This window comes from Marisediminicola sp. LYQ134 (assembly GCF_046599635.1).
Classification (GTDB): domain Bacteria; phylum Actinomycetota; class Actinomycetes; order Actinomycetales; family Microbacteriaceae; genus Marisediminicola.
In genome coordinates, this window is the sequence record NZ_JBKIWP010000002.1 from 573347 (window position 1) to 586933 (window position 13587).

The 13587-nt window shown below is 68.8% G+C and carries 8 protein-coding genes; 3 read left to right on the top strand and 5 right to left on the bottom strand.

Annotated features, from left to right (window positions below):
• The first annotated feature begins 31 nt into the window (after positions 1-31).
• A complete protein-coding gene (locus tag ACLHIH_RS11360) occupies positions 32-5425 on the top strand; it encodes a metallophosphoesterase (protein ID WP_411316927.1) in 5394 nt (1797 codons plus the stop codon).
• 84 nt (positions 5426-5509) lie between these two features.
• On the opposite strand, the gene ACLHIH_RS11365 is transcribed toward ACLHIH_RS11360, so the two are convergent.
• Positions 5510-6487, bottom strand: coding sequence for a diacylglycerol/lipid kinase family protein (locus ACLHIH_RS11365; protein WP_411316928.1), 978 nt, complete (start codon positions 6485-6487; stop codon positions 5510-5512).
• Between the two features lie 192 nt (positions 6488-6679).
• On the opposite strand from ACLHIH_RS11365, the gene ppk2 reads away from it, so the two are divergent.
• Positions 6680-7516, top strand: coding sequence for a polyphosphate kinase 2 (ppk2, locus tag ACLHIH_RS11370; RefSeq protein ID WP_411316929.1), 837 nt, complete (start codon positions 6680-6682; stop codon positions 7514-7516).
• A gap of 38 nt (positions 7517-7554) precedes the next feature.
• On the opposite strand, the gene ACLHIH_RS11375 is transcribed toward ppk2, so the two are convergent.
• Genes ACLHIH_RS11375 through ACLHIH_RS11390 form a run of 4 tightly spaced genes read right to left on the bottom strand, consistent with a single transcriptional unit; the run spans position 7555 to position 11139 of the window.
• Entirely contained in the window at positions 7555-8220 is a 666-nt protein-coding gene (locus ACLHIH_RS11375; RefSeq protein WP_411316930.1) for a response regulator, read from the bottom strand.
• Entirely contained in the window at positions 8217-9494 is a 1278-nt protein-coding gene (locus ACLHIH_RS11380) for a histidine kinase (protein WP_411316931.1), read from the bottom strand. Before ACLHIH_RS11380 ends, ACLHIH_RS11375 begins: the two co-directional genes overlap by 4 nt.
• A gap of 53 nt (positions 9495-9547) precedes the next feature.
• Entirely contained in the window at positions 9548-10402 is an 855-nt protein-coding gene (locus ACLHIH_RS11385; protein ID WP_411316932.1) for an ABC transporter permease subunit, read from the bottom strand.
• Entirely contained in the window at positions 10399-11139 is a 741-nt protein-coding gene (locus ACLHIH_RS11390) for an ABC transporter ATP-binding protein (protein WP_411316933.1), read from the bottom strand. Before ACLHIH_RS11390 ends, ACLHIH_RS11385 begins: the two co-directional genes overlap by 4 nt.
• Positions 11140-11350: 211 nt before the next feature.
• Between ACLHIH_RS11390 and ACLHIH_RS11395 the strand changes: the two genes are divergently transcribed.
• Entirely contained in the window at positions 11351-13513 is a 2163-nt protein-coding gene (locus tag ACLHIH_RS11395) for an ATP-dependent Clp protease ATP-binding subunit (protein WP_411316934.1), read from the top strand.
• The last annotated feature ends 74 nt before the right edge of the window (positions 13514-13587 follow it).

Here is a 13587-nt window from a genome sequence, read left to right on the forward strand (position 1 = left end):
GCTGAGTCCCCCCAACGAAAGCAGCTTCACCATGCGCTCCACCCGGTCGGCCCGCACCCTCGCCGCAACCACCGTCATCGTCGCTCTCGCCGCAGCACCCGCTTTCGGTGCGACCGCCGCGACCGCTGCCCCGCTGCCCGCGGATGCACCGCCGCTGCTCATCAGCGAGATCGTGCCGAACACGGTCGGTGACGACAACTTCGAGTTCTTCGAGGTGACCAGCACCTCGGGCGACGCGATCGACCTCGACGCCGAGGGGGTGAGCTTCCGCTACACGGGTGTCGCGTCGGAGCCGCTCCTCGACTTCGAGCCTGGCGTGGTCATCGCTCCCGGCGCCTCGACGGTGTTCTGGTTGAGCTACACGAACGACAGCGGCACCCTCGACAGCTTCGCCTACACCGAAGACGACTTCCGCGCCGAATTCGAGGGCGGCGCCACCGACTACGACATCGTGCGCATCACCGGTCAGGCGGGCATGGCCAACGCGTCGGCTCGCGGCATCCGCGCGGTCGACGGCGCCGGCGCCGAGATCACCGAATCGTTCTACACGGCGGCGCAGGTGGGCGAGAACCGCGGCGCCAACTTCGGCGTCGCGGCGACCGGAACGGATGCCGAGTTCCGCGCGACGACGGCACCGACCCCCGGTGCCATCGACCCGGCCGTTCTCGAGCCCGCCGTGCCCGCCGAGCCCGAGCCGACTCCCGACCCCGAGCCGACCCCCGACCCCACCGACCCGTCGGCACCCTCCGAGGGCGTTGCGGCCGAGTGGCCCCTCGTGGTCACCGAGATCCAGCCAGACAATACGGGGGCCGACACCTACGAGTTCTTCGAGGTCGCCAACACGACCGGTGACGACATCGTGGTGGGGGCCGACGGCTACCGCTTCGCCTACACCTACGTCGACTCGAACGACCGCTCGCGCGATGTGCCGCTGACCGTGCCCGCGGGCACCGTCATCGCGGCGAACGGCGTGACCGTGTTCTGGCTCACCTACGGCACCTCGCTGACGATGACCGACGAGCAGTTCCGCACCTTCTACGGCGGATCGAGCGACTACACCCTCGTGCGTGCGACCGGCCAGGCCGGTTTCGCGAACGGGGGAGACCGCGGCATCCGCGTCGTCGACGAGAACGACGAGACCGTCGGGTGGTCGTATTACGCGGCGGGGTCGTACTCGGGCGGCTCGGGCAACGACTACGCGGTGCCCGACGTGCGCGGCGAGCTCTCGATGTCGGTGCTCACGACGTTCGCGGCACCGACCCCCGGTGTCGTCGACCCCGACGCCCTGCAGAGTGACCTCACGCGTCCGTCCGACCCCGATCTCGACACCGCGACCCTGCACGTGACCGAACTCATGGTCAACTCGCGCAACGTCGGCAGTGGCGACGGCTACGAGTACATCGAGGTCTACAACGCGAGCGACGCGCCGGTGCAGTGGGCCGACTACACGATCCGCTACCTCTACCCGCTCGCCGACCTCACCAACTCGTCGACCGCGCTGTGGCCGTCGGTTCCGCGCGACGCCGAGATCGGCGCGGGCGAGACGATCGTTCTGTGGGTCAAGAACGGCGGCAACGACGCCCTCACCGCGGGTGACTTCAACACCGAGTTCGGCACCGACCTCACCCTCGGCGACGACCTCCTCGAACTCTTCGTCGGCGGAATGGCCAACGGCTCCCCGCGCGGCATCGAGATCATCACCAACACCGAGATCTCGCAGAACCGGGCCTACTACAACCTCGCCGGCGCGACGGATGTCCGCGAGAACCAGGGCATCCACTTCGCCTCGACCGAGGGCGACCCCACGCTCCAGATCATCGAATCCGTCGGAGCACCGACGCCCGGTTCCGTGAGCGACACCCAGGTGCCTCTCGCCCTCAAGGATGTTCCCGACGACACCGTCGCGCCCGTCATCGACAACCGCACGCCGAGCACGTTCGAGCCGGGGGAGGCCATCGAGTTCGTCGCGGCCGTGACCGACGACGCCGAGGTGCGCACCGTCGCCATCGAGCTCGAGAACGACGTCGACGGCGACATGGGCACGCGCAACCTCGTTCCGGGGGCCGACGGCCTCTACCGCGTCTCGGTCGCCGCGGTCGACACGGCGGGCAAGGAGAGTTTCACCTACCGCCTCACCGCTTCCGACGGCAGCCAGGTGAGCGACTCCGGTGAGCTCACGGTGTCGACGTCGCAGCCTGCCGACGACGTGCGCCTCAACCTCGAGAGCGGGCAGTACGTCTCCGACACGGTCGATGTCTCGGCCGCGGGCGATGTCTACCCGCCGACCCTCGGCCTCACGATCGACGGTGCCCCGTTCGCGGCGGAGCCCGAGCTCGAAGCCTCCCCCGTGTTCGCGTTCGAGGCGACCGCGACGGATGCGTACTTCCGCAACGGCGTGCGTCTCGTCGACGACGGCGAGGCCGGCGACATCCTCACGGTCTTCGACGAGGGCTACTACGGCGCGACGGTCACCGTGCCGAGCGACGTCCCCCTCGAGAGGGTCAACCCGGGTCAGGAGTTCTCGGTGCGCGTCTACGCGGGCACCAAGGCCGCCCCCGAGATCGACCTCGACGAGAACAACGACAACTTCTCGCTCTCGAACATGAGGCTCATCCTCCCCGACGGTCGCACCCTGCGGCCGGAGGAGGGATACAACCCCACGGCCTCGATCGCGCTCGGCGACAGCGGCAACGCGGTCGACTTCGTGGAGGCGACGTTCACGGTTCCGGACGACGCGTTCACCGCGGTCGCGGGCCCGTGGGACACCACGGCGGTGAGCGACGGCGCGCACTCGATCGTGGCGACATCCGCCGAGGGCAGCGCGAGCGCCGACGTGATCGTCGACAACACCGCCCCCGTCATCGAGACGGCTCTCGAAGAGCGCCTGTATCAGGGGGAGTTCACGATCGACGGTTCCGCCTCCGACGCGGGGGCCGGGCTCACCGACGACGGTGTGACAGCGACGCTCGACGGCGAAGAGATCGAGTTGCCGTACGCGACCTCGTCGCTGCAGCTCGATGCGGCCGAGCACGTCGTGGTGTTCACCGCCGCCGACCTCGCCGGCAACGAGGCGACTCGCGAGATCCGCTTCACGACGCCCGTCGAGGAGCCCGGCAACGAGCTCATGAGCCCTGAAGACGGCTTCGAGACCGATGAGGAGTCCGTGGACCTCACCGCGCGAGCGGTCGACCCGAGCGGGGACCGTCTCGACGTGACCTTCGGGCGCGGATACGAGCTGACCCCCGGCGACGGCGTCGAGGCGGCGACCGGATCGGCGACCGACTCGCTCGACATCGACCGAGCAGACGCCGTGCTGCTCGACGACGACGAGGTCGCGCAGCTCGGCTCGAAAGACGACGACTCGGTCGTGGCCGAGAGCGACGCGAAGCTGCCGTACCAGCTGTTCACCGTGGCGGTGCCCGCGGGCGCCGACGACGCGACGGTGCGAGTGCGATGGGATGGCTCGGCCAACGCCGAGGCCAAGATCCTGCTCTACGCGCTCGATCCCGACGCGGCCGAGTGGGTCGAACTCGACCGTCACCTCACGACCGACGGCGGGGAGACCGAGTTCTCGCTCGAGGCTCTCGTCGCCGCGGCCGACTACGCCGAGAACGATGAGATCACGGTGCTCGTGCAGCATTCCGAGGGGTTCGCGGGCGACGACCTGTCGACGCGCGACACCGTCGTCGAGCCCAACCACCCCGACGACGTCGTGCGCTCCGCGTACGACTTCACACTCGGGTGGGAGTCGGACACGCAGTACTACAACGGCGACCCCGACATCTACGACCGCCAGACCTCGATCCACGAGTTCTTCCTGCGCGAGCGGGCCGACCTCAACCTGCAGTACGTCACGCACACGGGCGACATCGTCGACCAGTCGAAGGATCCCGAGCAGTGGTTGCGGGCCGACCCGACCTACGCGACGCTCGACGCCGCCGGGCTGCCGTACGGCGTGCTCGCCGGCAACCACGACGTCGACCAGCAGACCGACGATTACACCGAGTTCAGCCAGTGGTTCGGCGAGGCACGGTTCGCCGACAACCCCTGGTACGGCGGCAGTCACCTCGACAACCGCGGTCACTACGACCTCATCACCGCCGGCGGCATCGACTTCCTCATGATCTACATGGGGTGGGCGCCGGGCGACGAGCAGATCGAGTGGCTCAACGAGGTGCTCGCGCAGTACCCCGAGCGCACCGCGTTCCTCAACCTGCACGAGTACATGCTCACGACGGGTGGCCTCGGCCCGATCCCGCAGCGCATGTACGACGAGGTCATCGCGACGAATCCGAACGTCAAGTTCGTGAGTTCGGGCCACTACCACGACGCGTTCACGCGACTCGATTCGTTCGACGACGACGGCGACGGCGTCGACGACCGCACGGTCACGCAGATGCTCTTCGACTACCAGGGCCTGCCGAACGGCGGCGAGGGCTACCTGCGTCTCCTCCACTTCGACACCGAGGCCGAGCAGATCATGGTGCGCACGTACTCCGACTACCTGAAGGACTACAACGCCGACGACCCGACGCTCGCCATCGAGCACCAGGAGTTCGACATCCCGTTCGCGCAAGCCGGCATCGTGCCCGTCGTGAAGCAACTCGCGACCGACGCCTTCCGTGCCGACGTGTTCACGACGGAGGCGATCGAGACGTTCGACGACCTCGAGAGCGGCTCCGAGCCCACCGCCACCTGGGCGCCGGGCCTCGGAGAGCACTCCTGGTTCGTGTCGTCGAGCGACCCTTACGGAGCGACCTCCTATTCCGAGGTGCGCTCGGTGACGTTCGTCGAGGCCACCGAAGAGCCGACCGATCCGACGGACCCGACCGATCCGACCGACCCGACCGATCCGACCGACCCGACCGATCCGACCGATCCGACCGACCCTGGTGTTCCGGATGACGGCGCACCCACGGTGCCGTCGCAGCCGGTTCCGGGTGACGACCTCGACGACTCGCTCGAGGGCGGCATCACCGCGCCCGACTCGGCTCGACCGGGCGACCCGATCACGATCGGCATGGACGCGGGCCGCGCGGGCGACTGGGTGCAAGCGTGGCTCCAGCCCGGCGACGTGGCCCTCGGAACCTGGACTCGCGTCTCGACCGATGGACTCATCAACGCGGTCATCCCCTCGGATCTGCCCCTGGGTGAGTATCGCCTCGTCGTTCAGGATGCCGACGGTGCGGTGATCGGGTGGTCGATGATCGACATCGTGGCCGCCGCCCAACCGGCCGACACCGGGTCGGAGGTCATCGGGGGCGACGGAGCCGGCGACAGTGGAGGCGACCGCGACGACCTCGCGTTCACGGGCTCGACCGTGCCCGTCGGGCTCATCGTCGCCGCCGCGCTCATGCTCGTGCTCGGGGGTGGCCTGCTCGTGGCCCGCCGCCGCAACCGCTCACACGACGGCGCGATCGAGTAACACCCCGCAACGACGAGGGGGCGCCGGATGTCCGGCGCCCCCTCGTTCTCTGCACCGCGCGGCCTGTTGCGCGGTCACGCGCCGTCAGGCGTCGGCGGGCACTCGCACGGTGAGGGCTCCGGGCTCGACCCACGACTTGAACGCCACGGCTTTGCCGAAGCTGTCACCGTCGAGTTCGATGACCTCGGGCCGCGACAGGCGGGCCACGAAACGCTTGGTGGTCTCGTAGTGCAGGTCGCCGTCGTTGCGGCGCTCGCCGGCGACCATCTCGCCCGCCTTCGTGCGGCGCAGCACCCCGTTGGTCCAGACGATCTTGGTCCAGACGCGGATCCAGCCGAGCACCCCGCCGGGGCGCATGAGCAGGAGGTCGAGCAATCCGTCGTCCACGACGGCGTCCGGCATGAGGAGCACGTTGGCGGGCAGTGATCCGCAATTGCCGAGCATGACGGTGTGCACGGTCGCGCGCTTGGTCTGGCCGTCGTCGAGCTTGAAGCGCATCTGGAGTTCGTTCGGGTCGCGCAGCGACTTGACGATCGCGTCGACGTAGGCGACCCATCCGGCCTTCTTCTTGAGGTCGTCGTCGGTGTTCTCGATCATCTTCGCGTCGATGCCCATTCCCGCCATCACGACGTAGACGTGGCGGTCACGTGAGGTGTCGGCACGCTCGATGTCGATGACCCCGAGGTCGATCGCGCGGTCGACGCCCGTGAAGGCGGAGCGCACCGAGTTCGGCATGTTGTCGAGCGTCAGTTTGAGGTTGCGCGCGAGCAGATTGCCGGTGCCCGACGGGAGCAGTGCCACGGGTGTGCCGCTGCCGCGCACGGCTTCGGCGACCGCGCGAACGGTGCCGTCGCCGCCCGCCGCGATCACGAGGTCGACCTTCTTGTCGAGAGCCTCGCGCGTGACACCCTGCCCCTCGTCTTCGACGGATGTCTCGAACCACAGCGTCTCGCCCCAGCCCGCGGCATCCGCCTCGGTCGTGATGGCCTCCCGGAGGGCATCGAGGTCGACCTTGATGGGGTTGTAGATGATCGCGGCGATCTTCGCGGGCTGGTCGGTCATGTAGGAGTCCTCGTGTCGGATGCCGCCCGCGGAGTGCCGGGGTGGCGCGACTACGAGTATGCGGCGGGGCACGGGGCTCACACGACCCATTGCAACCCCGGCGAGAATCTGCCTGGGCGCGCGTATGGTGTGGCGTGTGCGCCGGGTCGGCGTCCGTCGAGGCTCCCCGGGGAGCGGCAAGGACAGCGAACGATGTCGAAGAAGAAGTCGGGCACGAGCACCACCAAGACTCCCAAGCGCATCAAGAAGAAGGTCTACGAGGCCGAACTCGAGCGCCTGCAGATCGAGCTCGTGGCGATGCAGCGCTGGGTCATCGAGACCGGCGCGCGCGTCGTCGTCATCTTCGAGGGCCGCGACGCGGCGGGCAAGGGTGGGGCGATCAAGCGCATCGTTCAGTACCTCAACCCGAGGTCGACGCGCGTGGTCGCGCTTCCGACCCCGAGCGAGCGCGAGAAAGGCCAGTGGTACTTCCAGCGGTATGTCGAGCACCTGCCGACGAAGGGCGAGATCGTTCTCATGGACCGCTCCTGGTACAACCGCGCCGGCGTCGAGAAGGTCATGGACTACTGCACGCCCGAGCAGTACCGACTCTTCCTCACGCAGACGCCGGAGTTCGAGAGGATGCTCGTCGACGACGGCATCACCCTGATCAAGTACTGGTTCTCCGTGTCGGACGACGTTCAGGAGGATCGGTTCCGGTCGCGTCTCGACGACCCGATGCGCCGCTGGAAGCTCTCCGACACCGATGTGCTCTCGATCACGCGCTGGGAGGACTACTCGCGGGCGAAAGACGCGATGTTCGAGGCGACCGATCACGCCGCCGCACCGTGGTGGACCATCGAGAGCGACGACAAACGCTCGTCGCGCCTCAACGCGATCGCCCACTTGCTGTCGCAGATCCCCTACGAGCACCGCGAGCCCGAGGCCATCGAGATCCCCGACCGGCCGACGTCCGACGACTACGACCGACCCGCCCGCGAGCTCTACCAGTTCGTCCCCGACCACGCCGGCCGGATCGCCCGGGTCTGATCCCGACGCCCGGGGCGTCGCGCTCGAGCCGCGGCGACTTAGCGCCCGACGATGCCGAGCTCGTAGGCGAGGATCACGGCTTGCACGCGGTCGCGCAGGCCCTGCTTGAGCAGCACTCGCCCGACGTGGGCTTTGACGGTGGACTCGCTCAGGTGGAGGGTCGAGGCGATCTCGCCGTTGGTCGCCCCGAGCCCGATGAGACGCAGCACCTCGCGTTCCCGCGGGGTGAGGGTGTCGAGCGCGCTCGCTGCGGCGGGTGCGGGATCGCCCGCGAGGTGAGGGGTGCCCACCTCGATGAGTTTCGCGGTGATGCGCGGGGAGACCACGGCGTCCCCAGCGTTCACCGCCCGGATCGCGCCGGTGAGTTCGGCCGGTCGGGTGTCTTTGAGGAGAAAACCGGAGGCCCCGGCGCGCAGGGCCCCGAAGGCGTACTCGTCGAGGTCGAAGGTCGTGAGCACGAGCACACGGGTGTCGGGCAGAAGGGACGTGATGCGCCGAGTGGCTTCGATGCCCCCGACTCCCGGCATGCGCACATCCATCAAGACGACGTCGGGCCGCAATCGGTGCGCGGCCTCGAGAGCGTGACCGCCCTCCGCGGCCTCGCCGACCACGGTCATGTCGGGTTCGGCGTCGAGCACGAGCCGGAACCCGTAGCGCACGAGCTCCTGGTCGTCGACGATCAGCAGACGGATGTCGCCGCTCATCGTTGCTCCTCCGCCCAGCGCAGCCTCGCGGCGACCCGCCACCCTCGTCCTTCGGCGGGTCCGGATTCGACCGAGCCGCCGTAGAGCGCGACCCGCTCCCGGATGCCGACGAGCCCGCGGCCGGTCGTCGCCGCGGTCTGCCGGGCTTCCGCCGAAGCCCCGGCCGGGCTCGTGCGCGCGGAGTGCGGCGCATCGTCGAGCACGACGATGGTGACATCCTCTGACGACCAGGTGATCGTCGCGGTGACCTCCGTCGCCCCCTCCGCGTGCCGCAGGGCATTCGTGAGTGCCTCTTGCACGATGCGGAACACCGTGAGTCCGAGAGCGGGGTCGGCTGCCGGAGTCCCCTCGACGGTGAGTTCGACGGGCAGTCCGGCGTGCCGGAAATCGGCGGCCAGGTCGGGCACGTGCGACGCGTCGGGTTGCGGCGAGTGCGCGGGCGACGTCGAATCTGCCGCTTCCGGCACGGCCCCGAGCAGCCGCCGCAGTTCGGCGAGGGTGCGTCGACCGGTCTCGGCCACGCGAGACATGACCTCGCTCGACTCGGCGGGCCGCTCGGTGACGGTCGCGCGCGCTCCCTCGGAGAGCGCGACCATGACCGAGACGCTGTGCGCCATCACGTCGTGCATCTCCCTCGAGATGCGCTCGCGCTCGGCGGCGCTCGCGATCTCGGCCTGCTGGTCGCGCTCGCGCTCGAGCTGGGCCGCGCGGTCGACGAGCGTGTCGACGTAGCGGCGCCGTTGCCCGGCGTTGACCCCCATGAGTGCGGCGACGAGAAACGGCACGAGGATGAGGATGGCGGCGTTGAACCAGTCGTTCACGGGGTCGGCTGTCACGGCGAGCTGGGTCGGCTCCCACAGCGGGAGTCCGTCACGGCCCCGCAGCACGAGGATGACCGCGGCGAGGCATCCGACTCCCGTCGCGAGCGCGAAGCCCGCCCACGCGACGGCGGTCGACCGGAGCGCTCCCACCGTGAAGATCGTGACGACCGCGACGATGCTCTCGGCCCCCGTGCCCGCGAGCGCGGAGAGCACGAAGAGCGCGAGCGCCGCGATGAAGGTGGGAACGGGGTAGCGACGGCGCAACGTGACAACGACGATCCCCCCGGCGAGGAGCGCGAGCGTGAACCACAGTGGAGTGCGGAGGGGAGGGTAGGCCGAGATCGTGGCGAGCAGCACGGCGACGCAGCCGTATACGGTGCCGACGATGGCGTCGGTGAGCCACGGTAGGCGGCGCAGGAGCCGACCGACGAACCCCGGAGGGGGCGGAGCCACGAAAGCATCCGGCGACTCGATCGAGCCGCCGGATGATCCCGATGATGCGAGTGTCAGACGTCTCTCCCCCGAAGCAGCGCCGCGCCGATCGCGAGCGAAATGGCGCTCCACGCTAACACCACGAGTGCGCCGAGTGAGGGGCTCAGCGGGCCGGACCAGTCGGGGTCGGACGTCGCGGCGGTGTCGGCGATGAACGTCATCGACTCGCCCGCGTTCGACAGGAGGTAGGGGGTCGCGTCGCTCACCCACTGCACGGCGCCGCCGAGCATTCCGACCGCGACCGGCAAAATGAGGAGCACCATCACGACGATCGTGATACCCCCGGCGGCGGAGCGCACGGCCGTGGCGACCCCGAGCGCGAACACCGAGACGAGGCCGAGGTAGACGGCTGTTCCCGCGAGAGCGAGCGCGACCCCCGGTTCGCCGAGGCCGACGGCGAGGCCGAGCTCGTCGAAGAGGGGATAGGTGACCGCCCACGACCCGACCGTCGCCACGAGACCGGCGCCCGTCGACACGGTGAAGACGGCGAGGGCTTTCGCGGCGAGCACCGGGAGCCTGCTCGGCACCGAGAGGAGCGCCGGCTGGATGGTTCCCGCCGAATACTCGCCGCTCACCGCGAGCACGCCGAGGAGCGCGGCGACGAGTTGACCGAGCATGTACGCCCCGAACGTGACCGTCCAGAGCAGGAACTCCGCGCTCGGTTGAGACGGCACGCCCGCCGACTCCATGGTGAGCGCGAGGGCGAGGCTGATTCCGAGGCCGGTCACCACGATCGTGGCGAGCGAGAGCACGATCGACCGCAGGCTCGCGAGTTTGATGAACTCCGAGCGGACGATGTGCAAGAGCCGCAATCGCGCGGGCGCGGGGGTGGGGATGTGCGAACTGCGTCGCAGCACTGTCGCGCTCATCGGGTGGCCTCCGTCGCGGGAGACGACGAGTGGTACTCGACGTCGTCGGACGTGAGCGCGAGATAGGCGTCTTCGAGCGACGCGTTGCGCGCGACGACGTCGACGAGCGGCGCGTCTGCCAGAACGCGCCCGCGCCCGATGACGATGAGGTGGTCGGCGGTCTGCGCCATCTCGGCCATGAGGTGAGAGGAGAGCAAGACCGTGCGGCCCTCGGCGGCGAGACTCCGAACGAGGGTGCGCACCCAGCGCACGCCCTCGGGGTCGAGGCCGTTGATGGGCTCGTCGAGGATGACCGTTGCGGGGTCGCCGATGAGCGCCGCGGCGATTCCCAGACGCTGGCCCATCCCGAGCGAGAACTTGCCGACCCTTCTGCCCGCGACCGCATCGAGACCGGAGAATCCGATGACCTCGTGCACTCGGGCGGCACCGATGCCGTGTGTCGCGGCGATCGCGAGCAGGTGCTTGTATGCCGTGCGACCCGGGTGGGCCGCCTTCGCGTCGAGCAGCACCCCGACCTGCCTCAGCGGCGCCTGGTGCTCGCGGTAGGGGAGTCCGTTGACCTCGACGCGGCCGCTCGTCGGGCGGTCGAGCCCCACGATCATCCTCATCGTCGTCGACTTTCCCGCGCCGTTCGGCCCGAGGAATCCCGTGACCTTTCCCGGAAGCACGTCGAAGTCGAGGGAGTCGACGGCCGTGCGTTTTCCGTAGCGTTTCGTGAGCGAGCGTGCGTAGATCATGTGCTGTCCTTTCGTCTGAGGGCGACGCTACGGAACCGCGACGCGCGCGACAGCAGACCCCGGTACCGACTTCTCGAGTGCCCAGTACCCCGGTACCGGGTGCCGCTCGCGGAGCCGGGGTTCGCTCACAGCGATAGCGCTGTGTCACCGTCGGCCGACGGGGGAGCGTAAACTTGAGTCGGCAAGACTCAAGTCTTTCGGAGGATGACACATGGCGAACATGCAGGGCGCACCCGCATCGCAGAGCGACCAGAAGACGGCGCTCCAGCAATACGGCGTCGATCTCACCGAGATCGCCCGCCTCGGCAAGCTCGACCCCGTGATCGGGCGAGACGCCGAGATCCGCCGTGTGAGCCAGGTGCTCACGAGGCGCACCAAGAACAACCCCGTGCTCATCGGAGAACCCGGCGTCGGCAAGACCGCCGTCGTCGAAGGGCTCGCGCAGCGCATCGTCGCCGGAGACGTCGCCGACTCGCTCAAGAACAAGCGGCTCGTGTCACTCGACCTCGCGGCGCTCGTCGCCGGAGCCAAATACCGCGGCGAGTTCGAAGAGCGACTCAAAGCCGTGCTCGCCGAGATCAACGCCGCCGACGGCGAGATCATCACGTTCGTCGACGAACTCCACACGCTCATGGGCGCGGGCGGCGGCGAAGGCTCGGTCGCCGCATCCAACATGCTCAAGCCCATGCTCGCGCGGGGGGAGCTTCGCCTCATCGGCGCGACGACGCTCGACGAATACCGTCAGTACATCGAGAAGGATGCCGCTCTCGAACGCCGCTTCCAGCAGGTGTACGTCGGCGAACCCACGGTCGAAGACACCATCGCCATTCTGCGCGGGCTCAACCCGCGATATGAGAGCCACCACGAAGTGCCCATCTCCGACGCGGCGCTCGTGGCCGCGGCATCCCTCTCGAACCGCTACATCAGCGGTCGTCAACTGCCCGACAAAGCGATCGACCTCATCGACGAGGCGGCGAGCAGACTGCGCATGGAGATCGACTCGGCGCCCGTGGAGATCGATGAGCTGCGGCGCGGCGTCGACCGCATGCGCATCGAAGAGCTCGCGCTCAAGCGTGAGAAAGACGACGCCTCGAAGGCGAGACTCGAGAAACTGCGTGCCGACCTCGCCGATCGCGCGGCCGACCTCGCCCAGCTCGAGACGCGGTGGAACAAGGAGAAGACGGCGATCAACCGCGTCGGCAACCTCAAGAAGCGGGTCGACGCGCTGCAAGTGCAAGCCGACCGCGCCCAGCGCGACGGCAACCTCACCGAAGCCAGCCGGCTGCTCTATGGCGAGATCCCCCTCATCGAGCGCGAGCTCGAGGAGGCCGAGAACTACGTTCCCGAGCACGAACCCATGGTCGGCGAAGAGGTGACGGCCGAAGACATCGCCGCCGTCATCGCCGCGTGGACGGGAATCCCGATGGGCCGGCTGCTGCAGGGCGAGACCGAGAAGCTCCTCGCCCTCGAAGCCGAACTCGGTCGCCGCCTCATCGGTCAGAAGCCCGCGGTGCGCGCGGTCGCGGATGCCGTGCGCCGCACCCGCGCGGGAATCTCCGACGCCGATCGCCCCACGGGCTCCTTCCTCTTCCTCGGCCCGACAGGCGTCGGCAAGACGGAACTCGCGAAGGCCCTCGCCGAGTTCCTCTTCGACGACGAGAAAGCGATGATCCGGATCGACATGAGCGAATACGGGGAGAAGCACTCCGTGTCGCGCCTGCTCGGAGCCCCGCCCGGCTACGTCGGCTACGAGCAGGGCGGGCAGCTCACCGAGGCCGTGCGTCGGCGCCCGTACTCCGTGCTCCTCCTCGACGAGATCGAGAAAGCGCACCCCGAGGTCTTCGACGTGCTCCTGCAGGTGCTGGATGACGGCCGGCTCACCGACGGGCAGGGCCGCACGGTCGACTTCCGCAACACCATCATCATCCTCACGTCGAACCTCGGCAGCCAGTTTCTCGTCGACCCGCAGCTCGGCCAGGTCGAGAAGGAGGCGGCCGTCGGAGCGATGGTGCGCCAGGCCTTCAAGCCCGAGTTCATCAACAGGCTCGACGACATCGTGGTGTTCTCGACCCTCTCGACCGACGACCTCGGGCAGATCGTCGAACTCAACATCGACAGACTCTCGCGCCGACTGTCGGAGCGCCGGCTCCAGCTCGCCGTCACGCCCGACGCCCGGTCGTGGCTCGCCGAGCGCGGCCACGATCCTCTCTACGGTGCCCGCCCACTGCGCAGGCTCATGCAGCGCGAAATCGACGACAAACTCGCGACCGCACTGCTCGCGGGCGACATCCTCGACGGGGATACCGTGAGGGTCGACATCGACACTGCCGGCACCGGCCTCGCCGTGTCGAAAGCACCGCCCATCGTCGTCTGAGAACGGAGTTCTGCTCAGTCGGCGCGCGCGGATGCTCGGTGTGCTCACGGGTTTGCCGAGCCGCTATGCATGCG

Bases quoted from the DNA above. Each gene is read 5' to 3' on its own strand.
- ACLHIH_RS11360 (WP_411316927.1), top strand. From the start codon at position 32: ATGCGCTCCACCCGGTCGGCCCGCACCCTCGCCGCAACCACCGTCATC.
- ACLHIH_RS11365 (WP_411316928.1), bottom strand. From the start codon at position 6,487: ATGACCGACCAGCCCGCGAAGATCGCCGCGATCATCTACAACCCCATC.
- ppk2 (WP_411316929.1), top strand. From the start codon at position 6,680: ATGTCGAAGAAGAAGTCGGGCACGAGCACCACCAAGACTCCCAAGCGC.
- ACLHIH_RS11375 (WP_411316930.1), bottom strand. From the start codon at position 8,220: ATGAGCGGCGACATCCGTCTGCTGATCGTCGACGACCAGGAGCTCGTG.
- ACLHIH_RS11385 (WP_411316932.1), bottom strand. From the start codon at position 10,402: ATGAGCGCGACAGTGCTGCGACGCAGTTCGCACATCCCCACCCCCGCG.
- ACLHIH_RS11390 (WP_411316933.1), bottom strand. From the start codon at position 11,139: ATGATCTACGCACGCTCGCTCACGAAACGCTACGGAAAACGCACGGCC.
- ACLHIH_RS11395 (WP_411316934.1), top strand. From the start codon at position 11,351: ATGGCGAACATGCAGGGCGCACCCGCATCGCAGAGCGACCAGAAGACG.